Source organism: Methylophilus sp., assembly GCF_035460085.1.
Classification (GTDB): domain Bacteria; phylum Pseudomonadota; class Gammaproteobacteria; order Burkholderiales; family Methylophilaceae; genus Methylophilus.
This window is the reverse complement of record NZ_DATHWZ010000029.1, coordinates 22,653-45,471: the sequence shown is the minus strand read 5'-3', so window position 1 is coordinate 45,471 and position 22,819 is coordinate 22,653. Positions and strand designations below refer to the sequence as shown.

The following is a 22,819-nucleotide window of genomic DNA, read 5'->3' as shown; positions in this document are numbered from 1 at the left end:
TGTCTGTCAATGAATATCTTATGTCTTATATAAGATATAAAATAGTGGACATATGAGTTTTGTCTATGGTATAAATTAATTAAGCATAGCGGGAGCGTTTCTCGCATATTGAACATGGCGTTTATCTGGAGCGTTTACCTATATGGATAAGCAGTTTGCATCGGCGAGTTATAGACCTTTATATGATCAGATCAAAGTATTGATTACGCAAAGCCTGATAGGCGGCGAGTGGCGGCCGGGTGACATGATCCCCAGTGAGATTGACTTGGCGCAACGCTATAAAGTAAGCCAGGGTACTGTGCGTAAAGCGATTGATAGCCTGGCGACTGAAAATATCCTGATTCGCCGGCAGGGCAAAGGCACCTTTGTCGCCACGCATAACCAGGATGACGTGAAATTACGTTTCCTGCGGCTGACGGCAGAAAATGGCCAGAAGGAGTTGCTGCAAAACGAATTCCTTTCCTGTATCAAAAGTAAAGCCAATGCCCATATCGGTAAAGTGCTGGAAATCAAGGCCGGTGCGACTACCATTGAAGTGAAGCGTCTGTTAACTTTTTCAGGCCGCCCTCTAATTTATGACCATATTGTGGTACCTGCAGCACCATTTAAAGGCCTGAACCGCGCCAAGGTGGAAGAAAGTAATGGCTCTATGTACAGCATGTATGAGTCTCAGTTTGGTATCCGCATGATACGTGCTGAAGAACGTATCAAGGCAGTGGCGGCGGATGCTGAAGTCGCTAAATCCCTGGGCCTTAAGGAAGGTTATCCACTATTAAGTATTGAGCGCGTGTCATTCACTTATGGCGATAAACCCATGGAGTGGCGTTTTGGCTTGTGTTTGACTGACGATCACCACTACATGAGCGAGCTTGAATGATGAATAATTTTTCATTAGCTACGCTGAGTTTCGCTTGCCGTGCTACTCGCACTGTCTGCGCTCGTTCGCCTTGCTACTGAAGTTTTTAAATCATTCGAAATAGAAAGCTGTTGAAAATGCATTTTTCGTTGCTCGGCATCGCTACCGTACTGGTTGTAATGTCTTCGCTGGTCAGTTTAGCCAAAATGCATGTTTATAAGTCTTGTTGCCGTCATTGATGGTACAAAAGAAAGAGGTTAAATGATGGACGATTTAAAAAAACGCGCACTGGATTACCACCAGTTTCCCAAGCCGGGCAAGCTGAGCGTTGAATCGTCCAAACCCTGTGCGACGCAGCAGGATTTGTCGCTGGCTTATACGCCAGGCGTCGCTGAGCCGGTACGTGAAATTGAAGCGGATCCAGCCAATGCCTATAAATACACTAATAAAGGTAACTTGATCGCCGTGATTACCGATGGCACTGCCGTGCTGGGTCTTGGCAATGTCGGTGCGCTCGCAGGCAAGCCGGTCATGGAAGGCAAGGCGGTGTTGTTCAAACGCTTTGCCGATATTGATGTGTTTGATATTGAGGTGAATGCGGCGACGCCGGATGAGTTTATACAAACGGTGGTGAATATTTCCCCCACGTTTGGCGGCATCAACCTGGAAGACATCGCTGCACCGCACTGTTTTTATATCGAAAATGAATTGAAAAAACGCCTGGATATTCCGGTATTTCATGATGACCAGCACGGCACCGCCGTGATCGTGGCGGCTGCATTGCTGAATGCCCTTGAACTGCAAGGTAAAACATTGCCCAGTGCCAGAATCGTATTCTTAGGTGCCGGTGCAGCGGGTTGCTCCTGTGCCAAATTGCTCAAGTTAATGGGCGCGACGAATATCATCATGATTGACCGTAAAGGTGTGCTCGACACCACGCGTGACGATTTACATGACAATAACCGCGAGTTAGCGATTGCGCCTGGGCACATTAACACCCTGGCGGATGCCATGTCTGGTGCAGATGTGTTTATCGGCGTGTCTGCCAAGAATGGCTTGCCGCAGGAGCTGGTGTCCTGCATGGCTGCCAATCCTGTCATTTTTGCATTGGCTAACCCTGACCCTGAAATTCTGCCTGGCCAGGTGTTTGCCGTCCGCGATGATGTGATTATGGCGACCGGTCGCAGCGACTTTCCCAACCAGGTCAACAATGCCTTGTGTTTCCCTTACCTGTTCCGTGGTGCACTGGATGCACAGGCGAAACAGATTACCGAGGAAATGAAAGTGGCTGCCGCCAAGGCGCTGAGTGCATTGGCGCGTGAACCCGTGCCGCAGGAAGTATTAGACGCTTACCAACTGGAATCCCTCAGTTTTGGTAAGGAGTACATTATCCCGAAACCGTTTGATCCACGCCTGATGGCTTATGTGTCCGGTGCGGTTTCCCGTGCGGCAAAACAAGGTTAAAGGCCAGGCTGGAAGCAACACATGATTGTAAAGAGGCAAAAAAAGCAACGGCCCAAAAACCTGAATCTGTTCACGATCCGGTTGCCGGTCAATGCCGTTGTGTCGATTATGCACCGCGCCAGTGGCGTAGTGCTTTTTCTGGTTCAGCCATTATTGCTATGGGCACTGTATTTGTCGTTACGTAATGCGCAAGGTTACTCAGTCGTCACGGCACAGTTACAGCAATGGCCGGTAAAGCTGTTATTGACCGGGCTGGCCTGGGCATTTTTTCATCATTTCTACGCCGGGATCCGGCATCTGGCCATGGATGTACACTGGATGACAACCCTGCAAAAAGCGCGTTTTTCCAGCCGGGTTGTGCTCAGCCTGGTGGCGGTGACAATGTTATTAGTACTGTACGCTATTTGGTAGATAAGTTTGAAAAATGAGTTTCAGTCATGCTTTTTGAATTACTGACCGCCAGGTATCCAGGCATGCGGCTGTGGCTGACACAACGCTTGTGTGCGCTGTCGATGGCGGTGGTGTTAATACTGTTCTGGCTGCGTGTATGGTGGCTGGCACCACAGGATTATGCCGGTTGGCTCTCTGTGTTTTCACCATTGTGGTGGCGCCTGATTTGCCTGTGGTTTTTTGCGTGCATGCTGATGCATGCCTGGCTGGGGGTACGTGATGTGTTACGAGACTATGTACCGCATCTGGGCTGCCAGTTCGCGTTGCAATGGCTGGTTAATCTCGCCGTTTTGGGAAATACGCTGGCGGTTGTGTGGATTCTGTTTGGAATGAGTTATTAAGGTGAGTGGCATGGCCAGTTTAAACAATATGACAGCTGCAACCAATATTCAACATCACAAGGTAGACGCCGTCATCGTAGGTGGTGGTGGCGCTGGCCTGCGTGCCGCGCTGCAACTGGCAGAATCAGGTGCCGATGTGGCTGTGCTGTCTAAAGTGTTTCCTACCCGCTCACATACCGTCGCTGCACAAGGCGGCATTGCTGCAGCGTTGGGCAATGTCTCGGACGACAACTGGCTATGGCACATGTATGACACCATTAAAGGGTCGGACTACCTGGGCGACCAGGATGCGATTGAGTTTATGTGCCGCAATGCCGCCAAGGCGATTATTGAGCTGGAGCATTTTGGCATGCCGTTTGACCGGCTGGAGAATGGACGTATTTTCCAGCGCCCGTTTGGCGGCATGACGCGTAATTTTGGCGAACAGCCGATTTCACGGACTTGCGCGGTGGCGGATCGTACCGGACACGCCATGTTGCACACGTTGTATCAGCGTAATGTGAAAGCCAATACCCAGTTCCTGATTGAGTGGTTTGCCCTGGATCTGATCCGCGATAGTGACGGCGATGTGTTGGGTGTGATTGCGCTGGAAATCGAAACCGGTGATATTCATGTCATTCACGCCAAGGCAACCATGTTAGCCACTGGCGGTGGTGGCCGTATTTTCCAGGCCAGTACCAATGCGTTTATCAATACCGGTGACGGGTTGGGCATGGCCGCTCGTGCCGGTTTGCCATTGCAGGATATGGAATTCTGGCAGTTTCATCCAACCGGCGTATTGAATGCGGGAGTATTGATCACCGAAGGCGTACGTGGCGAAGGCGGTTATCTGGTTAACAGCGAGGGTGAGCGCTTTATGGAGCGCTATGCGCCTAGCGCCAAAGACCTAGCGAGCCGTGATGTGGTGTCAAGAGCGATGGCGACCGAGATCAAAGAGGGCCGCGGTATAGGCAAACACAAAGATGCGGTCTACCTGAAATTAGACCATCTGGGTGACGACATTATCAACAAGCGCCTGCCGGGGATCCGCGAAATTGCCAAAACCTTTGCCGGGGTCGATCCAACCAATGCCCCGATTCCTGTGGTGCCGACTGCGCATTACATGATGGGCGGTATTCCTACCAATCTGGATGGTCAGGTAGTGATACACGATGGACAATCTGAAAAAGTCATTCATGGTTTGTACGCAGTCGGCGAATGCGCCTGCGTATCGGTGCATGGTGCCAACCGCCTGGGGTCTAACTCGCTGCTGGATCTGGTGGTATTTGGTAAAGCAGCGGGTGACAAAATGGCTGTGGATATTAGCAGTGCCAAAGCGCACAAACCTTTGCCTGCCAATGTAGCTGATGCAACTTTGGTACGCGTGAACCGGCTTGAAAGCAGTATTGCCGGTGAGAATGTCGCGGCTACCGGTGACGCCATGCGCCAGACCATGCAAAAGCATTGCGGGGTATTCCGCTTTCCGGATTTACTGGAAGAGGGCGTCAGTGCCATTGATCAAGTGACCAGGCGTGCGCAGGATTTGCGTATCAACGACAAAAGTAAAGTATTCAACACTGCCAGGGTGGAAGCGCTGGAACTGGATAACCTGATGCAAGTGGCGGTAGCCACCATGCACGCCGCGCATGCCCGCCAGGAGAGCCGTGGTGCGCATGCGCGTGAAGATTACCCGGAACGCGATGATGCTAAATGGCTGACGCATTCACTATTTTTTGCCAGCGAACAAAAGCTGGTTTACAAGCCGGTGCGCTTGCAACCACTGAGCGTTGAAACATTTGCGTTGAAGAAAAGGGTGTATTGATATGCGCTTCTCCATCTACCGGTTTAATCCGGATGTAGACAAAAAGCCCTATATGCAGGACTACGATATTGCGCTTGAAGACAGTGACCAGATGCTGCTGGACGCGCTGATGCGCCTGAAAGTGGTCGATGACACCTTGAGCATGCGCAAATCCTGCCGCGAGGGCGTCTGTGGCAGTGACGCCATGAATATCAATGGTAAAAATGGCCTCGCCTGTATCACCAAGCTGGATACGCTCGAAGAGCCTGTGGTGTTGCGCCCCATGCCCGGCTTGCCGGTGATCCGTGACCTGGTGGTCGATATGACCCAGTTCTTCGATCACTATCATTCGGTGATGCCTTACCTGCAGAACAATGACCCCGCGCCGGAAACCGAACGCCTGCAAAGCCCGGAAGATCGTGCCAAGCTCGACGGTTTGTATGAATGTATTTTGTGCGGTGCCTGTACCACTTCATGCCCGAGTTTCTGGTGGAACCCGGACAAGTTTGTCGGCCCTGCCGGCTTGATGCAAGCCTACCGCTTTATCGCGGACAGTCGCGATCAAGCGCAGGAAGCACGGCTGGAAAACCTGGAAGATCCTTATCGCTTATACCGCTGCCATAACATCATGAACTGTACCGATGTATGCCCGAAAAAACTCAATCCGAATGCGGCGATTGCAGCCATCAAGGATTTGAAAATAGAGAATGCAAAAACACACAAACAGAATGTGCCTGGCAAGAAAATTTTCGGGATCAAAGTACTTTAAGGAGTCGTCATGTTGAATGCAGAAATTTTACGTGAAGCAGAACAGCGGCGACTGGCCTGGCGCTGCCGCCGCGGGATGCTGGAACTGGATATCGTGTTACAACAATTTGTCATCGCACATTTTAATGGCCTGACCATGGCAGAAATGGCGCAACTGGATACCTTGCTGGAGCTGCCGGATAACGTATTCTGGGAGTTGATACAGGATATTCAAACTAAAGATTCAAGGACAAAATCATTGGCGGCACAGTACAAAGAAGTGTTGCGAAAATTAAGAGCTAGCCGACCCTCGGCAGAACAGGAAACGGCATGATGCTGCATATGGGAGAAGAGCCGATTGCACTGGATGCCAGCGCGCTAGGCGATTACTGGCCAGGCATACAACTTTATTATCCGCCAGTGAAATATGCGCCCAGCCTGGGCATTTACGAAGATATGGAGCAGGCCGCCAACCGTATGGTCAAGCATGCCCATTTTACTAATGCGCACACCCTGATTTTTGACCTGGAAGATGGTTGTCGGCAGAAAGAAATGAGCCGGACCCTGCTACGACAGGAGTTACCAAAACTGCGCAAGGTCAATGAACGCGTAACGATTGCCATCCGTGCCAACTCTTTCCGTACGGATGAGTACGAAGAAGATATGAAACTGGTGCGCGACATGGGTGAGTATATTGATGTGGTCATGCTGGCGAAAGCCGGGGAGTCTTACGGCGCAGCGGAGGTGCGGGATTTATCCAGTTTTTTAATCAGTATTAATCCGCATATCACGATACAGCCGATTATCGAACACCCGAAATCGCTCAAAATTGCGCCGGATTTGATGCAATACGACACGGTGAAGCATGTGGTATTTGGCATTCATGACTTCTCCAAAGCGCTGGGAATACACATCACGCCGGAACACTGGATCGAAGAGTTGTTTTACTTCATCAATCAACTGATTTTTGAAGCCAGGATTGCCGGTAAAGGCGTGATTGGCGGCGTGGAGACGCTCATCGGCAGCAATATCATGCCGGACAAGTTTGTCGAGCCGCACGATGTCCGCCGCTGGCTGGATCTGCATGGCGATAACGAATCTCGGGTGGTGTACAAGCATGCCTGCCAGGAAGCTGCCATGGGTTTAACTGGCAAACAAGTGATCCACCCTGGCCATATTCATTTGTGCAAAACCGCTTATACCCCGTCCCCGACTGAAATCAACCAGAAAGTCGCGATATTGAAAGCCGCGATTGAAGCGGATGCTTTGTTGGGCGGGGCGATCAAGTTTGAGGGCGAGATGCTGGATCCACCCATGTTTGGTAAGGCATTGCAAACCCTGTTGCGGGCGCATGCCTTGAGTGCATTGAAGACCAGCGACATGGAGTTTGCTTTGCATGTGTTGCAGTTGATGCCGGCGCAGGTGGTACGCCAGAACTGGCCCTACGGCATTCTTTTATAAAAATTTATCTTTGCTTTTAATACGTTGTTACGCGGTACTCGAAATCCTCATGTACTACAGTACATTGCGGTTTCTGTGTTCCGGGCGCCTAGTCTTAAAAGCAAATCTGAAATTTTTGATGCGTTTGTTTCAAAAGAGCAAATGGTGAAATCAGCAGTTTACCGATTGCTGACTTGAGGAAAGAAAGGTTTTGAAATGACACAGTTTGCGCCTTATCCACAATGGCAATGGGATATTCCCGAATTGTTCAATATCGGCGTCGCTTGCAGCGATCGTCATCTTGGTACTGCAAAAGCAGACGAGATTGCCATGATCGTGGAGGATGATACTTTCGGTACCAGCACGATTACTTTTGCAGGGCTGGCTGACCTGACTGACAGGTTTGCGCAAGTGTTACGTGATCTGGGTGTGATGGCGGGGGACCGCATCCTGATTCGTTTACCTAATAGCCTGGATTACCCGATTGCATTTTTAGGCGCGATGAAAACCGGGGCGATTTCGGTACCCACTTCGACCTTGCTGACAGCTGAAGAAGTGGCTTATTTGGCAAAGGATTCTGGCGCTGTTGTATTGGTGACCGACGCGGCTGCCTGGGAAAACATGTCTGCCGAGATGCAGGCAAATATTGCACAAACGCCGAACCTGAAACATATTTTACTCACGCAGCAGACTGGCGATACGACTGCCTCTGCGGCGTTCAATATCTTGCCACTCACATCAGCCTTGGCGGCAGTAAACCATGTACAAGCTGCTTGTCCGACGCGTGCTGAAGATCCCGCTTACCTGGTATATACCTCAGGCACCACCGGCTATCCTAAAGGCGTACTCCATGCGCATCGCGCTTTACTCGGGCGTCAGCCAGCAGCGGAATACTGGTTTAACTACAGCGAGCAGTTGCAAGATCGCATCATGCATTCCGGTAAATTTAACTGGACCTATGTGCTGGGCACCGGCCTGATGGACCCACTATACCTGGGCAAGACTGTGATTGTGCATGAGGGGAAAAATGATGCGCAAAAATGGCTGGACTTGATTGCCAAACATAAAGCCACCATCTTTATTGGCGTGCCTACGATTTATCGCCAGTTGTTACAAAAAACCACTGCCACCCAGGCCGACGTGCCAAGCGTGCGCCATTTTATGAGTGCTGGTGAGCATTTGTCCGATGAAGTGCTGACGCAATGGCGTGAACGCTTTGGCGTGGATATTTATGAAGCGGTAGGGATGAGTGAGTTTTCTTATTACCTGTCGCAAAGCATTTACCGGCCTATCCGTGCCGGGTCGGCTGGCTTTCCGCAGCCCGGACATGACCTGGAATTGCTCAATCCAGACACGCGCGAACCGGTCGCTGAAGGCGAAGAAGGCATGATTTGCGTGCCGGAGACTGATCCAGGGCTGTTCCTGAGCTATTGGAACTTGCCGGAAGAAACCGCGAAGTATAAGCATGATGGATATTTCTTCACCGGTGATTATGCCAAATATGATGCTGATGGTTATATCTGGTTCCTGGGCCGCAAGGATGACATTATCAAGAGCTTCGGTTACCGCGTATCGCCTTATGAAATCGAACGCGTCTATAAAGGCCATCCTGCCGTGGCGGATTGCGCGGCCATTGGTGAGGAAATTGAAAAAGATAAATTGCTGGTGGTGATCTACGTGATTCCGAAACCGGATGTGGAATTACAGGCGGATGAGTTGATCGCGTTTGGCAAACAGCACCTGGCCGCTTATAAAACGCCGAAAACGGTCTACCTGGCCAAAGATTTCCCGCGTACTAAAAATGGTAAAATCCTGCGTAAGGATGTTGGACCGGCCATCGCCTACAGTAAAAGTAATGCCCGGTAAGCAAATTTAGATATCACCAAAGACCCCATGGCCCTGATCAAAACGCAAGATTTTATCGAGAGTATTGCTGATGCCTTGCAATATATCTCTTACTATCACCCGGAAGACTATATCCGGGCCTTGGCCGCAGCTTACGAAAAAGAAGAGGCGCCCGCAGCCAAAGATGCCATTGCGCAGATCCTCACCAATTCGCGTATGTGCGCCGAGGGCAAACGACCCTTGTGCCAGGATACCGGGATTGTCGTCGCATTTGTGAAAGTGGGCATGCAGGCTCGGTTTGAAGGCGACATGACGCTGGAAGAGATGGTGAACGAAGGCGTGCGGCGCGCTTACCTGCATCCGGACAACACCTTGCGTGCCTCTATCGTCAATGATCCCGCGGGTGCTCGCAAAAATACCAAAGACAATACACCTGCGATTACGCATGTCGAAATGGTGGCTGGCGATAAAGTGGATGTGCAGATTGCCGCCAAAGGTGGTGGGTCTGAAAATAAATCCCAACTGGCCATGCTCAACCCCAACGATAGTATTGTCGATTGGGTGATGGAAGTGGTGCCGAAAATGGGTGCCGGCTGGTGCCCGCCAGGCATGTTGGGCGTAGGCATAGGCGGAAGCGCGGAAAAAGCCATGTTACTGGCCAAAGAATCCCTGATGCAATCGATTGATATTCAGGAACTACAAGCCCGTGGCGCGCAGAACAAAATTGAAGAACTACGCCTGGAGTTGTATGAAAAGGTCAATCAGTTAGGCATAGGTGCACAGGGCCTGGGCGGGTTGACGACTGTGCTGGATGTGAAAATCCTGGATCATCCAACGCATGCAGCCAGTTTGCCGGTGGCGATCATTCCGAATTGTGCAGCGACACGTCATGTGCACTTTACGCTGGATGGCTCTGGTGTGGCGGAACTGACGCCCCCCAGCCCGGATATTTATCCGGATGTACATTGGGCGCCAAGTCCGCAGGCCAAACGTGTGAACCTGGAAACAGTCACACGTGCCGAAACGCACAACTGGAAAACCGGTGACACCTTGCTCCTGACTGGCAAAATTATGACCGGGCGTGATGCTGCGCATAAACGCATCAAAACCATGCTGGATAGAGGCGAGTCATTGCCGGTTGATTTCAGTAACCGTTTTATTTATTACGTAGGCCCGGTCGATGCTGTCCGCGACGAAGCCGTTGGCCCGGCTGGACCTACAACTGCGACACGCATGGATAGTTATACCGATATGATGCTTAGCACCGGCCTGTTGGGCTCGATAGGCAAGGCGGAGCGTGGCGAAGAGGCACTGGTCGAGATTGCCAGACATCAATCCGTGTATTTAATGGCGGTCGGTGGTGCAGCTTACCTGGTTAGCAAGGCGATTAAGAAATCTCGCGTGCTGGCCTTTGAAGATCTGGGGATGGAAGCCATCTATGAGTTTGATGTAGTGGATATGCCGGTCACAGTCGCCGTGAGTGCGAGTGGTGAATCTGTGCACACTATCGGCCCGGCGCACTGGAAGAAAAAAATTGCCTTGCACGCCGTGTAATGGGTTGCGCAGCCTGTGTGAGTCATATCACTGTGAATGTGCACCAATAGGTGAAAGATACGTCATACTACTAAGGGTAAAAATGAGGCCAGTATGATAAAAACGAACAATGGGGTTTTACAGCGTTTAACAGCAGGGATTGGGCTGATGCTTGCATTCAGTTTGCCAGGGTATGCCGAATCATCGCTGGATTATTTTACAGACAAGGATGGTCATTATAACGGGCCGTCACTGGAAGACCAGGTTGCTTTGATGGATCACGACCATAACGGGTTTGCCGATGTCTTTGAAGTTCGTGCCTATCTGGAAAAGCAGCATGGCAAAGGTTACCAAAAAGAATTGCTGGATAAATGGGAGTCGTCTGCGGCTGGAAAAAGTTGCAGCACCCCTTTTGCAAAAGAGTTGTATAGCGACAGCAACCGTTAGTGTTGTATTCATGCTGCCGGAAACGGTCATTTTGAGGATAATGGCGAATGTTACAACCAGTTAACATTCTGCTGAATGGACTGCATTATAATCGAGTTGAAAGACACCTCGCACACAGCCAAATCTGGCCTGATTGCATCATCACCGACATTGTTTATTGATAGAGCCTACACATGTTACAAGCATACGATATTCACGTGAAAGAGCGCACCGCGCAAAACTTACCTCCTTTACCGCTCAATGCCGAGCAAGTAGCTAGCCTGATCGAGTTGTTGAAAAATCCACCAGCCGGTCAGGAAGGGTTACTCATACATCTACTGCAAAACAGAATTCCTGCGGGTGTTGACCAGGCAGCTTATGTCAAAGCGGCTTTTTTGGCGGATATCGCCAATGGCAAAGCAAGTTCGCCACTGGTGAGCCCTGAGCATGCAGTCGAATTACTCGGGACGATGCTGGGTGGTTATAACGTGCAGGCGCTAGTAGCGTTGCTGGATACGCCGATGGCGGCACATGCAGTGAAAGCGCTTTCTACCACCATCTTGATGTTTGATGCCTTTCACGATGTTGATGAAAAAATGAAAGCAGGTAATCCGCACGCCAGGACATTGATGACCTCCTGGGCAAACGCCGAGTGGTTTACCGGCAAGCCTGCGTTAGCTGAAGAAATCAAGCTGGTCGTATTCAAGCTGGATGGTGAAACCAATACCGATGACTTAAGTCCGGCACAAGATGCCTGGAGTCGTCCGGATATCCCGTTACATGCCAATGCCATGCTGATTAACCGCGTGCCAGATGGCTTGAGCGTTATCGAAAACCTGAAACAAAAAGGCTTGCCATTAGCCTATGTTGGCGATGTCGTCGGGACTGGCTCTTCACGTAAGTCCGCCATCAACTCAGTGCAATGGTGGATGGGCGATGACATTCCGTATATCCCGAATAAACGTACCGGTGGCGTGGTGATCGGCAGCAAGATTGCGCCTATTTTCTTTAATACCGCGGAAGACTCCGGTGCATTACCGATTCAATGTGATGTGTCCAAATTGAATACCGGCGATGTGATAGTCATCAAGACATTTGAAGGCAAAGTGTTGTCAGAGGCGGGCGAGTTATTGTCTACTTTTGAAATGAACCCGATCACCTTGCCAGACGAAGTACGTGCCGGTGGCCGTATTCCACTGATTATTGGCCGTGGCTTAACCTCAAATGCCCGTAAGGCATTGAACTTGCCAGACACTGAGGTATTCATTAAGTCTATTCCAGGCATTGATACCGGCAAGGGTTATACGCTGGCACAGAAAATGGTCGGCCGTGCCTGTGGCTTGCCTGAAGGTGTTGGCGTGCGCCCTGGCACTTACTGTGAACCCAAGGCAACCACCGTCGGTTCACAAGATACAACAGGTGGCATGACACGCGACGAGTTGAAGGAGCTGGCTTGCCTGGGCTTTAGCGCCGACCTTGTGATGCAAAGCTTCTGCCATACTGCTGCCTATCCGAAACCGGTCGATATCAAGTTGCAACACGAGTTACCTGAGTTTATGTCCAGCCGCGGTGGGGTGAGCTTGCGTGCCGGGGATGGTGTGATCCACTCCTGGCTGAACCGCTTGATCCTGCCGGATACCGTTGGCACCGGGGGTGACTCGCATACCCGTTTTCCTATTGGTATCAGCTTCCCGGCCGGTTCCGGCCTGGTGGCATTTGCCGCAGCCACTGGCGCGATGCCACTGGATATGCCTGAATCAGTGCTGGTGCGCTTTAAAGGTGAAATGCAGCCAGGTATCACTTTGCGTGACCTAGTGAATGCGATTCCCTACGCCGCGATTAAAGAGGGCACTTTGACCGTTGGCAAGCAAGGTAAGAAAAACGTGTTTAATGGCCGCGTTCTGGAAATCGAAGGTTTGCCGGACCTGAAAGTCGAGCAGGCTTTTGAACTGGCCGATGCTTCAGCGGAACGTTCTGCTAACGGGTGTACCGTTTTGTTAAATAAAGCACCAGTAATTGAGTTCCTGAGCTCAAATATCGTATTGATGCAGAACATGATCGAAAACGGTTATGAAGATGCCCGTACGCTGGAACGCCGTATTGCCAGCATGAAGGCCTGGCTGGCTAAGCCGGAACTGCTGCAACCGGATAGCGATGCTGAATATGCCCATATCATTGAAATTGACCTGGCTGATATTAAAGAGCCATTGGTGGCTTGCCCGAACGACCCAGACGACATTAAGCCTTTGTCTGCTGTAGTGGGTGACAAGATTGATGAAGTATTTATCGGTAGTTGCATGACTAACATTGGTCATTATCGCGCAGCAGGTAAAGTGCTGGAAGGCGCTGGTGGCATTCCGACACGTTTGTGGATTGCACCACCTACGCGTATGGATGAAGCGCAATTGCGTGCCGAAGGCGTGTATTCCACATTCGGTGTCGCAGGTGCGCGTACCGAAATCCCTGGCTGCTCGTTATGTATGGGTAATCAGGCGCGTGTGGCGGATAAAGCGACGGTATTCTCAACCTCTACCCGTAACTTTGATAACCGCATGGGTAAAGATGCGCGTGTCTACCTTGGCTCTGCCGAGCTGGCAGCCGTGTGTGCGAAACTGGGCAGGATGCCGACGGTACAGGAGTACCTGGACACTCTGGGTTCCAAGCTCAGCAATACCGCCGAGATTTATAAATACCTCAATTTTGACCAGATGACACAATATGCAGACTCTCTGCAAAATGTGAAAAAAATCATACCGATACAAGAAACTGCCTAACGGTTTCCGGTCTACCTGCAAAAGGGAGCTTAGGCTCCCTTTTGTGTTTTATTCGAACGCATCCTTGCAACTGTAAAACATGAATTGCTGACTTCACTTTTGATTATGATGTATTCACCGGCGTAAGTTATCTGATGCGCACGCGTCACCTTATGTTGAGTTCATTCACCATTTTTTCACTGTCAAGGAGAAGCACATGAAACCGTTTGACCAAGGATTGGTTAATTATCAACATCGTTTACTGGCGCATGATTACGGCCAGGTATTTTGCCGTTTTGATGCAGCGCAACAGACCTTGTGGAGTTATCTGCATCAACCACAGCGCATCCCTTGCATCAATCACGACTTGCTGCAGGATCTACATACGCATCATGAAGATATCCAGCGCAGCGGGGGCTATGTACAAACCGACAATGAAGAAGTGTTACCCATCCGCTACTCAGTTTTAGCCTCGGCAACACCCGGTTATTTCAATATGGGTGGGGACCTGCAAAAAATGGCCATGGCCATCCGTAACCAGGATCGTACCCAGTTACAGGCGTATGCCAAGCTGAGTATTGATGTCGTTGCACAACGCGCTTTCCGTTTTAATCTTGATCATGTCACTAAAATATCGTTGTTGCAGGGCGAAGTACTAGGCGCTGGCATAGAGGCAGCATTGACCAGCGATGTGCTGATTGCCGAGCGTCAATCTGTATTCTGCTTCCCGGAATTATTTTTTAACATGATTCCTGGTATGGGAGCTTATAGTTTTATTGCCCGCAAAGCCGGGATGGCCGTGGCCGATAAAATGATCTTGGGGTGCGAACGCTTTACCGCAGAGCAATGCCTGGAAATGGGACTGATCGATCTGGTGGTGGATGAAGGGGAAGGCGAGCAGGCTGTGCAGGCATTTATCCAGAAAAACAGCAGGCAGGCTGAAGGCTTTTTATCTGCACAGAAAGCCAAGGCCAGAATCAACCCGTTAACCTATGGTGAACTGGAAGATATTGTTAATGTATGGGTAGAAAATGCATTGCGGCTGACTGAGCGCGATTTGAAAGTGATGGACCGGTTTTGCCGTGCCCAATCTCGCTTGTTCCCTGCCCAGGATGAAAATGTGAGTCAAGCAGCAGGCGCAGAGCAGGCGTTAGAAACGGCGCAACAACAGGTCGTGAATCAATGATGCAACATCCGCGAACATGCTGAGTGCAAAGGGTGCCCGATTATTTGTTTGAGCGTTTGGAAGAAAGCTTGCTGCGGAATTGCAGTAGTTGCACACGCGTTTCTTCATACACATCAACCACGGCTTGATAAAGGCCGGAAATGGTCTGGGCATCCTCCATGCTCAAGCCTAACAGGCGGCGGCTAGATTTGCTGAGTGGAATCAGGCCCATATTGGCGGATTCCCCGGCCAGCGTATGCGCCAGTTTGTGCACTTGTTCAAATTTAAGATCCAGGGATTCTGTTCGAAGCACACGGATCAGGTCATCGGTAGTATCGATAAACTCGGTAATCAACCGGTACAGAAAGGCTTCACTACCACCCAGTTTCAACAGATGTTCCATACGGTAAATATCCAGCAGAGGCTCGGCAGGCGGCGTCATGCTTGCTACTTTTTCAGCTACTTGCTCGATAGTTGCATTGCTGGTTTTCTCTGGTTGCTGTGCAGCGACTGTGCGTGATATGCGTGTAGAGGGTTTGGTGGAAGGCTTGCTGGTATTGCCTGTGTCCAATGTTTGCGCAACTGCTTCAATCAGTGCCTGAATCTGTTTGGAAATCACCGGCTTGGTCAGCACCTGATAAACGCCAGCATTCAAACACCGGTCCTGGGTAGCCTTGGTCGCATCTGCGGTCAGGATCACTGTGCGTAGCGGTTTGCTGCCAGGCAATGCGTGATAGATATTGAATACTTCCAGGCCATTCATTTCCGGCATGTTGTAATCCAGTATCATCAGGTCAAACTCCTGGTGTTCCAGCGCATCCAATGCGTCATCACCATTGTCGGCGGCTTTCACTACACAGTGCATGCGTTGCAGGGTTTCGTTAAGAATCATGCGGTTTACCACATTGTCATCTGCAATCAGCACGCGGATTTTCTTGCGGAAGCGTGTGTGGCTGCTTAATGGCACCACATTCGAATTGACCTCAAGATTAATCTCGTTGGAAGCTATTTGTACATCAGGTTCAGCATATGCCAGCGGTAGCGTTACTTCAAAAGTGGTGCCGCTGGTTTCATCACTGGTGACTTGAATTTTACCTGCCATCAATTCGACCAGTTGCTTGGCAATCGATGTTCCGAGGCCAGTGCCACCATAACGGCGGGTAATACTGCTATCGGCTTGCGTGAAGCTGTCAAAAATATGCGGGAGCGCATCGGGTTTGATGCCTATACCGGTATCGCGGATATGGAATTTGAGCATGCTCATATTGGCGTAGCGCTCTGTCACACTGACCACTACATCGACACCACCGTGCTGTGTGAACTTGATTGCATTGGCAACCAGGTTCATTAACACCTGCTCGATATGATGCATGCTACCCACGTAATGACGCTCGACAGCCGGGTCAAGATTAAAGCGTAGCCATAACTGCTTACGTTCGACTTCTATCTGAAACATCAGTTGTAAGCGATGGATCAGGTCAGGCAGGTAGAAAGCAATCTCTTCCAGGTCAATTTTGCCTTTTTCGATCTTGCTGATATCAAGCACGTCATTGATCAGCTTTTTCAGGCTGCTGGCGGAAGCCCCGACCATTTTTAATAGTTCGGATTGCTTGGTATCCAGTTTGGATTGTGCCAATAACTCACTGGCGCCAATGATGCCATTGAGCGGTGTACGCATTTCATGGCTGATATTCGATAGGAAATTGGTTTTTGCCTCGTTGGCCTCGCCAGCTTGTTTGGTGGCTTTTTCGAGGCTGACCTGTAAACGCAAGGTGTGCGGTGGAATCAGTAACAGAGTCAGCAGGAAACCGTAAGCCAGGTGCTGGTGCTGGTTCCAGTAAGGGTTCAGGTATAGGGTGATGCTAAAACCGATCAGGCTCAATACATAACAGCCTTTGAAGAACTTGGTGCCATAGCGCAGGCCATAACCAATGATCAACCATAAATAAATGCCGATAAATACACCAGCCATTGCGCCGGAAATCATCTGCTCCAGAGAAGTGGCAGTGATATCCATCACCATGGCAATCCATTGCCGTCTTTCATTTTTCTGCGGATTGCGCAGAATATTCAATAGCATCAGGAAACCACAACATAGATAAACCAGGCAAACGCCAACCGGCTGATAGCTACTGCCATTGAATAACAGGTAGAGCGTGATGAAACTAACGAAAGTCACGCGAATCAAGGCCTGCTCAGTTTCGTTACTGACGGATTTGATTTCGGTTAACTTATATTTAATTTTTCTAATTAGATCGCGCATACCTGATTACGGCCAGAATTGTTGCATATCGATACAGATGCCCTTACATGGAGGACACCTTCTTAGGTATATAACGGACAACTCTTAAGATAACTTAAAGTTTAACAGGCCGGATTTGATAATCAAAGAAAGTTTACCTTTGTAACTGCCCAGCAGTGACAGTTGCTGCCATATATGATAAAAACGTCAATGCTTTTTAAGCTTTACCCTCCATTATGACTGACCCACTCATTTCAGCGCCTGTTCCAGAGAAACTCTCTTTCATCGCCCGCTGTCTTGTGCGCACCAGGGCTGTGCTGCCGATCACATTTTTTATTGGCGGATTTATTTGGGATGCCATCACCATAGGCAAAAAAGTCGCCATTCTCGATATGGCGATTTTTGCACTGTATCTGCTGATGGCTGCCATCCTGATGTATCAATTGGCTGAACCTACTGCCAGTGCCAAGCGCATGCGTGAACGTTTATTAGGCTGGCAGTGGGTACAAAATAAAGTATCCAGCTGGCCGGTTCAAGACTGGCCTTACTGGATATTGCAGTTTCTGTTTGGCAGCGTACTGAGTGCACTGTTTATCCTCTACTTCAAAAGCTCCAGCTATGGCCTGGCGTGGGTACTGACCTTGGTGTTGGGCGCACTGCTGGTTGCAAACGAATTTATGGAAAGCGAATACCGGCGACTGAGTTTATGCTGGAGCATGTTTGGCCTGTGTTCCATCCTGTGGTGTAACTTTGCTTTTCCGTTCCTGTTTGGCAGCGTGCACGCTGCCTGGTTTTATCTAAGTACGCTATTAGGCGCAACCCTCACCTATGTGCTGTACAGCCGTGCGCCGCGCCATGCCGGACGCATCTGGCCGGTATGGGTGATTGCTGCTTTATTGATGGTCGCTTATCGTGCAGATATGATTCCACCAGTTCCGCTGGTGAAGCAGGCAGTCGTGGTCGCTTATGACCTGGAGAAGTCACCTGAAGGTTACTGGATGACCGTGGAGAAATCGCCGTGGTGGAATTTCTGGCGGGTGGATACTGATCATTTACGCCTGGCACCAGGCCAGAGGCTGGTCTGTTTTTCGTCGGTATTTGCACCACAGGGTTTGCATACCAAATTAGTACATGACTGGCAGAAAAAGGTGGCGGGGCGTTGGGTTAGCGTATCAACTGCTGGATTTTCGCTGGTTGGAGGGCGGGATAATGGTTACCGCGGTTATACCTATAAAAGCAATGTCACGGCTGGTGAGTGGCGGGTCAAGATACAAACGGCTACCCGGCAGACGATTGCCGTGAGTAATTTTGATGTGAGTATCGGCACGCAGTCAGATTCGCAGAGCCGCGTGCGTATTCGCTACTAAGCGCTTATTTCTGCTGGCCTTCACACCAGGCGCGCGCATGGTCATCTTGCGCTAATGTTTGCGCTAACCATGCTAATTGCGGCTCTACAGATTGACGTAGTGTCCAGGGCTGGTTAATCACCCACATGCCGCTACCATGCATGCCAAAACCATCTGCGCTGGGCTGCTGCACATCGAGGCAGATGTGTAAATAATCCGTATTCAGTTCACGCAGTTTATCCAGCATTTGCTGCGGTTCAGGCCGTTGCAGGCGTGGATACCAGATCAGGTAAGTACCGGTAGAAAAACGCTTTAGCGCCTCTTTGATACAGCTGACCACGCGCGCATAGTCATCTTTGACTTCATACGGCGGGTCGATAAGCACCAGGCCGCGCTTGCTAGGCGGTGGTAAGCAGGCTTTGATTCCTTCAAATCCATCCTTGGCCTGAGTAGAAACCTGTCTTTTGCGATGAGCAAATTGCTGTTCAAGCAAGGCAGCATCTGCAGGATGCAGTTCGAACAAACGTAACTTATCTTCTGCTCTTATAAAGTGATCGGCGATACAAGGTGAACCAGGATAAGAATCCTTGCCTGCGATGTTGTGCGTGTCTGCGACTGCTTGTAAGTAACTGCCAAAAGCATCTGGCGGGCTGGTTTTGTACAATCTGGCAATACCGCCAAGATACTCAGCGGTTTTATTAGCCACTGCCGTATCCAGGCGATAAATACCCGCCCCGGCATGAGTATCTACGACCCAGTAAGGTTTGTCTTTTTGATTGAAGTATTCCAGCACCAGGCTGTAAACCCAATGTTTGAGGACATCGGCATGATTGCCGGCATGAAAGGCGTGGCGGTAACTTAACATGGCATAGCTCTTGATGAGCCGCTATTGAACAATCCAATATTATAAGTCCATTTTTGTTGCGGCCTATTGTGGAATCACGCCAAATTGTTTTAGCATGCAGACATGGACAAATCTCATACAAAACACGCTGCAACGAATGACTGCTGTGGTTCAGGTCAGCAAAAACACCAGGCAAAAGATGATCATCATCACGATGACCATGCGCATGGTGAGCACGAGCACACCAACCCGTTTTTGATCCCTTTTCTGGCGATCACTGTTTTTGCAATAGTCGAGTTTGCAGGTGGACTCTGGACGCAATCGCTGGCATTACTCAGTGATGCCTGGCATATGTTATTCGATGTGCTGGCACTCGGATTAGCCATGTGGGCTGCGCACCAGACGCGTAAAAGTCCGGAATCCAGCCGCTTGGAGTTACGCGTTTCCATGGTGAATGCGGCCTCTATGCTGGTGGTCGCGGTCTGGATCATTATCGAAGCGATTGAAAGGCTTAGAAATCCTGTGCCGGTGGCTGGGGGCTACGTCAGTATCATTGCCGTTTTGGGTTTGCTGGTGAATATCTTTGTTGCGAAGCATATGCATCACCAGCATCAACACCATGGTGGTGATGCCAGCCTTAATCATCGGGCCGCTTTTTTACACGTTATGGGTGACCTGTTAGGTTCTGTCACCGCCATTGTGGCGGGCGTAGTGATTTATTTCACTGGCTGGGTGACGATAGACCCGATATTGTCTATTGTGATTTCAGTGTTACTGTTTGCCGTGACGCTTAATTTAATTAGAGATATACGTCGCGGTGCTATCCATCACCATCATTAATTCGCACATTAATCTGAAGGAGAACAATCATGCCCTACGTGAATGTCAAACTGGCTGGTTCAGTGACCAAAGAACAGAAAAAGCAAATCGCCAAGGAAATCACAGAAACCCTGACTAGGCATGCACAAAAACCTGCCAGCTATACCTATATAGTATTTGAGGAAGTCGAATACGAGGATTGGGCAATTGGTGGCGAGTTGCTAGGTTGACACCTTCGAAGTTAACGTCTTGAACCCAGACACATGCGTGTAAAATACACGCATGTTTGATCCCAAACCCATACTCAAGAATTTACCGAATTTACCGGGTGTCTATCGCATGCTCAATGCGGAAAACACGCCTATTTATGTAGGCAAAGCCAAAGACCTGAAAAAACGGGTTTCCAGTTACTTCAATAAAAATATCAACAGCCCGCGGACCAAAATGATGGTCTCGCAGATTGCGGCTATTGAAACCACAGTGACCCGCTCTGAAGCGGAAGCCTTGCTGCTGGAAAACAACCTGATTAAAGGCTTGATGCCGCGTTACAACGTATTGTTCCGCGATGATAAGTCGTATCCCTACATCAGCCTCACCGGCGACGCGTTTCCCAGGCTGGCGTTTCATCGGGGCGCCCAGCGCAAAGGGCACCAGTATTTCGGGCCTTTCCCGAGTGCTCTGGCAGTGCGTGAAAGTATCCAGTTGTTGCAAAAGGTATTTAAATTGCGCACCTGCGAAAATACCGTATTTGCCAATCGCTCCAGGCCATGTTTGCAATACCAGATTGCACGTTGCACCGCGCCTTGTGTGGACCTTATTTCTGAAGAGAGTTACGCGAGTGATGTGCGGCACGCGGCCATGTTTTTGCTAGGCAAAACCAATGAAGTGATCGATGCGCTAGGTAGCGAGATGAACAAGGCCGCCGAAGAATTTGAGTATGAGCATGCTGCGATCCTGCGTGACCGTATGCAAGCCTTACGCCAAGTCCAGGCCAAGCAGTTTGTCAGTGACTTCAGTGTCAGTGACGCCGATGTGATTGCCTGTGCCGAGACACAAGGACAGCATTGTATCAACCTGGTGATGATCCGTGGCGGACGGCATCTCGGCGATAAAAGCTTTTTCCCCAAAAACAGCCAAGACGCTGAACTGGTTGAAACCGTAGAAGCGTTTCTTACCCAGTATTACATCTCGCAAAACACGCCGCCATTACTGGTGTGCGGGGCCGAAGTGGAGAGGGATGAATTTGAAGAAGTACTCAGCGAACAATCTGGCCGCAAAATCAGAGTGTTAACCAATGCCATAGGTGATAAAAAAGTATGGCTGAAAATGGCGCAAACAAATGCTGAGCTTGCCCTGCAGCAACGATTAGCAACTTCAGCCAATCAGCAAGCCCGCCTGGTCGCATTACGTGAAGCACTGCACCTCTCAGAAGGGACAGAGCGTATCGAGTGTTTCGATATCAGCCACACCATGGGCGAAGCCACAGTAGGCAGTTGTGTAGTATTTGACCGTGGCGATATGCAAAATAGCGAATACCGGCGTTACAACATCACCGGCATCACGCCCGGCGATGATTACGCTGCGATGCGTGATGTATTAACCAGGCGTTACCGCAAAGTAGCGGCAGGCGAGGGCAAGCGGCCCGACCTGGTGTTTATTGATGGCGGTAAGGGGCAGCTAGGCGTCGCTATCGAAGTCATGCAGGAAGTTGGCCTGGACGATATTTTACTGGTTGGCATTGCCAAAGGTGAAGAACGCAAGGCTGGCCTGGAGACTATGATCTTCTCGGATACCGGTGAAATGCTGAATCTGCCAACCGATAACCTTGGCCTGCATTTGCTCCAGCAAATCCGCGACGAAGCGCATAGATTTGCTATCACCGGGCATCGCGCCAAGCGTGCTAAAGCACGTATAACCTCCAGCCTGGAAGACATCGAAGGCGTAGGGGCCAAGCGGCGCAAAGCCTTGCTGATGCGTTTTGGTGGCCTGGATGGGATAAAAAGTGCTAGCATAGATGAAATTGCCCAAGTCGAAGGCATTAGCCAGGCATTGGCGCAAAGCATTTACGAGCGCCTGCATTGAGCACTTTCAAGCGACATCAATAAGAAACAGATATCTATGTGGACAATCCCCAACCTGCTAACCTTGCTGCGCATCGCCATGATTCCGGTGTTCGTCGGCATGTTCTACCTGCCAGCCAATGCCGTTTCTGCACAAGGCTTACCGGCGCATTGGGTCAACCTCGCGGCTTCCTCCGTATTCATGCTGGCTGCGTTTACCGACTGGCTGGATGGCTATTGGGCACGTAAATACCATCAAATGTCAAAGTTCGGCGCATTCCTGGACCCGGTGGCCGATAAATTGATGGTCGCCGCAGCGCTGATCGTGTTGGTAGAGTTGAATCGGGTAGGGGCCGTCGTCGCGCTTATTATCATAGGCCGCGAAATTGCCATCAGCGCCTTGCGCGAATGGATGGCCAGCATAGGTCAAAGTGCCAATGTCGCCGTTGCCATGGTCGGAAAAGTGAAAACGGCTGCTCAAATGATCGCCATTATCCTGCTGCTTTGGTACGACCCTCTATTCGGGGTGAATATCCAGTGGTTAGGAGAATGGCTGATTGTGATCGCGGCATTATTGACTCTGATTTCCATGGGTTATTACCTGCGCGCAGCATGGCCTGCCATCCGCGAAACCATCTGAAAAAGCATTCCTGCTAAAAGTCTGGTTTTTTCATAAATCTTCCTTGACACAGGGGAAAAAATCATTAA

20 protein-coding genes are annotated in these 22,819 nt (G+C 50.2%); 18 read left to right on the top strand and 2 right to left on the bottom strand.

Annotated features, from left to right (window positions below):
• Window positions 1-142 precede the first annotated feature (142 nt).
• From VK958_RS05225 to VK958_RS05165, 13 genes are all read left to right on the top strand, one after another.
• Window positions 143-877: a GntR family transcriptional regulator gene (locus VK958_RS05225; protein ID WP_325239583.1), complete on the top strand. Its 735-nt coding sequence runs from the start codon at window positions 143-145 to the stop codon at window positions 875-877.
• A 243-nt stretch (window positions 878-1,120) separates the two neighbouring features.
• On the top strand, window positions 1,121-2,320 hold the full coding sequence (locus VK958_RS05220) for a malic enzyme-like NAD(P)-binding protein (RefSeq protein ID WP_325239594.1): 1,200 nt from the start codon (window positions 1,121-1,123) through the stop codon (window positions 2,318-2,320).
• 21 nt (window positions 2,321-2,341) lie between these two features.
• On the top strand, window positions 2,342-2,731 hold the full coding sequence (sdhC, locus tag VK958_RS05215) for a succinate dehydrogenase, cytochrome b556 subunit (protein WP_325239581.1): 390 nt from the start codon (window positions 2,342-2,344) through the stop codon (window positions 2,729-2,731).
• A gap of 26 nt (window positions 2,732-2,757) precedes the next feature.
• Window positions 2,758-3,111 (top strand): succinate dehydrogenase, hydrophobic membrane anchor protein, encoded by a 354-nt coding sequence (gene sdhD / locus VK958_RS05210; protein ID WP_325239579.1) that lies wholly within the window; start codon window positions 2,758-2,760, stop codon window positions 3,109-3,111.
• A 10-nt stretch (window positions 3,112-3,121) separates the two neighbouring features.
• Complete coding sequence (gene sdhA, locus VK958_RS05205; protein ID WP_325239577.1) at window positions 3,122-4,912, top strand: succinate dehydrogenase flavoprotein subunit; 1,791 nt, start codon at window positions 3,122-3,124, stop codon at window positions 4,910-4,912.
• Window position 4,913: 1 nt separating this feature from the next.
• Window positions 4,914-5,660, top strand: coding sequence for a succinate dehydrogenase iron-sulfur subunit (locus VK958_RS05200; protein ID WP_325239575.1), 747 nt, complete (start codon window positions 4,914-4,916; stop codon window positions 5,658-5,660).
• Between the two features lie 9 nt (window positions 5,661-5,669).
• Entirely contained in the window at window positions 5,670-5,972 is a 303-nt protein-coding gene (locus tag VK958_RS05195; protein ID WP_325239573.1) for an FAD assembly factor SdhE, read from the top strand.
• Window positions 5,969-7,099: an HpcH/HpaI aldolase/citrate lyase family protein gene (locus VK958_RS05190; protein ID WP_325239571.1), complete on the top strand. Its 1,131-nt coding sequence runs from the start codon at window positions 5,969-5,971 to the stop codon at window positions 7,097-7,099. The genes VK958_RS05195 and VK958_RS05190 overlap by 4 nt, the downstream gene beginning before the upstream one ends.
• Before the next feature lie 195 nt (window positions 7,100-7,294).
• The gene (locus VK958_RS05185) at window positions 7,295-8,944 is read left to right on the top strand and encodes an acetate--CoA ligase (protein WP_325239569.1); all 1,650 of its coding nucleotides are present in this window, start codon (window positions 7,295-7,297) and stop codon (window positions 8,942-8,944) included.
• Window positions 8,945-8,971: 27 nt separating this feature from the next.
• On the top strand, window positions 8,972-10,477 hold the full coding sequence (locus VK958_RS05180; RefSeq protein ID WP_325239567.1) for a fumarate hydratase: 1,506 nt from the start codon (window positions 8,972-8,974) through the stop codon (window positions 10,475-10,477).
• Between the two features lie 93 nt (window positions 10,478-10,570).
• On the top strand, window positions 10,571-10,903 hold the full coding sequence (locus VK958_RS05175; RefSeq protein WP_325239565.1) for a hypothetical protein: 333 nt from the start codon (window positions 10,571-10,573) through the stop codon (window positions 10,901-10,903).
• A 173-nt stretch (window positions 10,904-11,076) separates the two neighbouring features.
• Window positions 11,077-13,656, top strand: a complete 2,580-nt coding sequence (gene acnB / locus VK958_RS05170; RefSeq protein ID WP_325239563.1) for a bifunctional aconitate hydratase 2/2-methylisocitrate dehydratase — start codon at window positions 11,077-11,079, stop codon at window positions 13,654-13,656.
• Between the two features lie 196 nt (window positions 13,657-13,852).
• A complete protein-coding gene (locus VK958_RS05165) occupies window positions 13,853-14,821 on the top strand; it encodes a crotonase/enoyl-CoA hydratase family protein (RefSeq protein WP_325239561.1) in 969 nt (322 codons plus the stop codon).
• 40 nt (window positions 14,822-14,861) lie between these two features.
• Here the strand turns inward: VK958_RS05165 and VK958_RS05160 are convergent, their stop codons facing one another.
• Window positions 14,862-17,063 (bottom strand): ATP-binding protein, encoded by a 2,202-nt coding sequence (locus VK958_RS05160; RefSeq protein ID WP_325239559.1) that lies wholly within the window; start codon window positions 17,061-17,063, stop codon window positions 14,862-14,864.
• 215 nt (window positions 17,064-17,278) lie between these two features.
• Between VK958_RS05160 and VK958_RS05155 the strand changes: the two genes are divergently transcribed.
• Entirely contained in the window at window positions 17,279-18,409 is a 1,131-nt protein-coding gene (locus VK958_RS05155) for a DUF2914 domain-containing protein (RefSeq protein WP_325239557.1), read from the top strand.
• Between the two features lie 4 nt (window positions 18,410-18,413).
• On the opposite strand, the gene VK958_RS05150 is transcribed toward VK958_RS05155, so the two are convergent.
• Window positions 18,414-19,253, bottom strand: coding sequence for a 23S rRNA (adenine(2030)-N(6))-methyltransferase RlmJ (locus VK958_RS05150; RefSeq protein WP_325239555.1), 840 nt, complete (start codon window positions 19,251-19,253; stop codon window positions 18,414-18,416).
• 102 nt (window positions 19,254-19,355) lie between these two features.
• Here VK958_RS05150 and VK958_RS05145 point away from each other — a divergent pair, with 102 nt between their 5' ends.
• From VK958_RS05145 to pgsA, 4 genes are read left to right on the top strand one after another with little or no spacing between them, the layout of a single operon-like run.
• On the top strand, window positions 19,356-20,072 hold the full coding sequence (locus VK958_RS05145) for a cation diffusion facilitator family transporter (RefSeq protein WP_325239553.1): 717 nt from the start codon (window positions 19,356-19,358) through the stop codon (window positions 20,070-20,072).
• 29 nt (window positions 20,073-20,101) lie between these two features.
• Complete coding sequence (locus tag VK958_RS05140) at window positions 20,102-20,281, top strand: tautomerase family protein (protein ID WP_055830975.1); 180 nt, start codon at window positions 20,102-20,104, stop codon at window positions 20,279-20,281.
• 52 nt (window positions 20,282-20,333) lie between these two features.
• Window positions 20,334-22,133 carry an excinuclease ABC subunit UvrC gene (uvrC, locus tag VK958_RS05135; RefSeq protein WP_325239548.1) on the top strand — a complete coding sequence of 600 codons (1,800 nt, stop codon included), beginning with the start codon at window positions 20,334-20,336 and terminating at the stop codon, window positions 22,131-22,133.
• A 36-nt stretch (window positions 22,134-22,169) separates the two neighbouring features.
• Window positions 22,170-22,751 (top strand): CDP-diacylglycerol--glycerol-3-phosphate 3-phosphatidyltransferase, encoded by a 582-nt coding sequence (gene pgsA, locus VK958_RS05130; protein WP_325239546.1) that lies wholly within the window; start codon window positions 22,170-22,172, stop codon window positions 22,749-22,751.
• Window positions 22,752-22,819 lie beyond the last annotated feature (68 nt).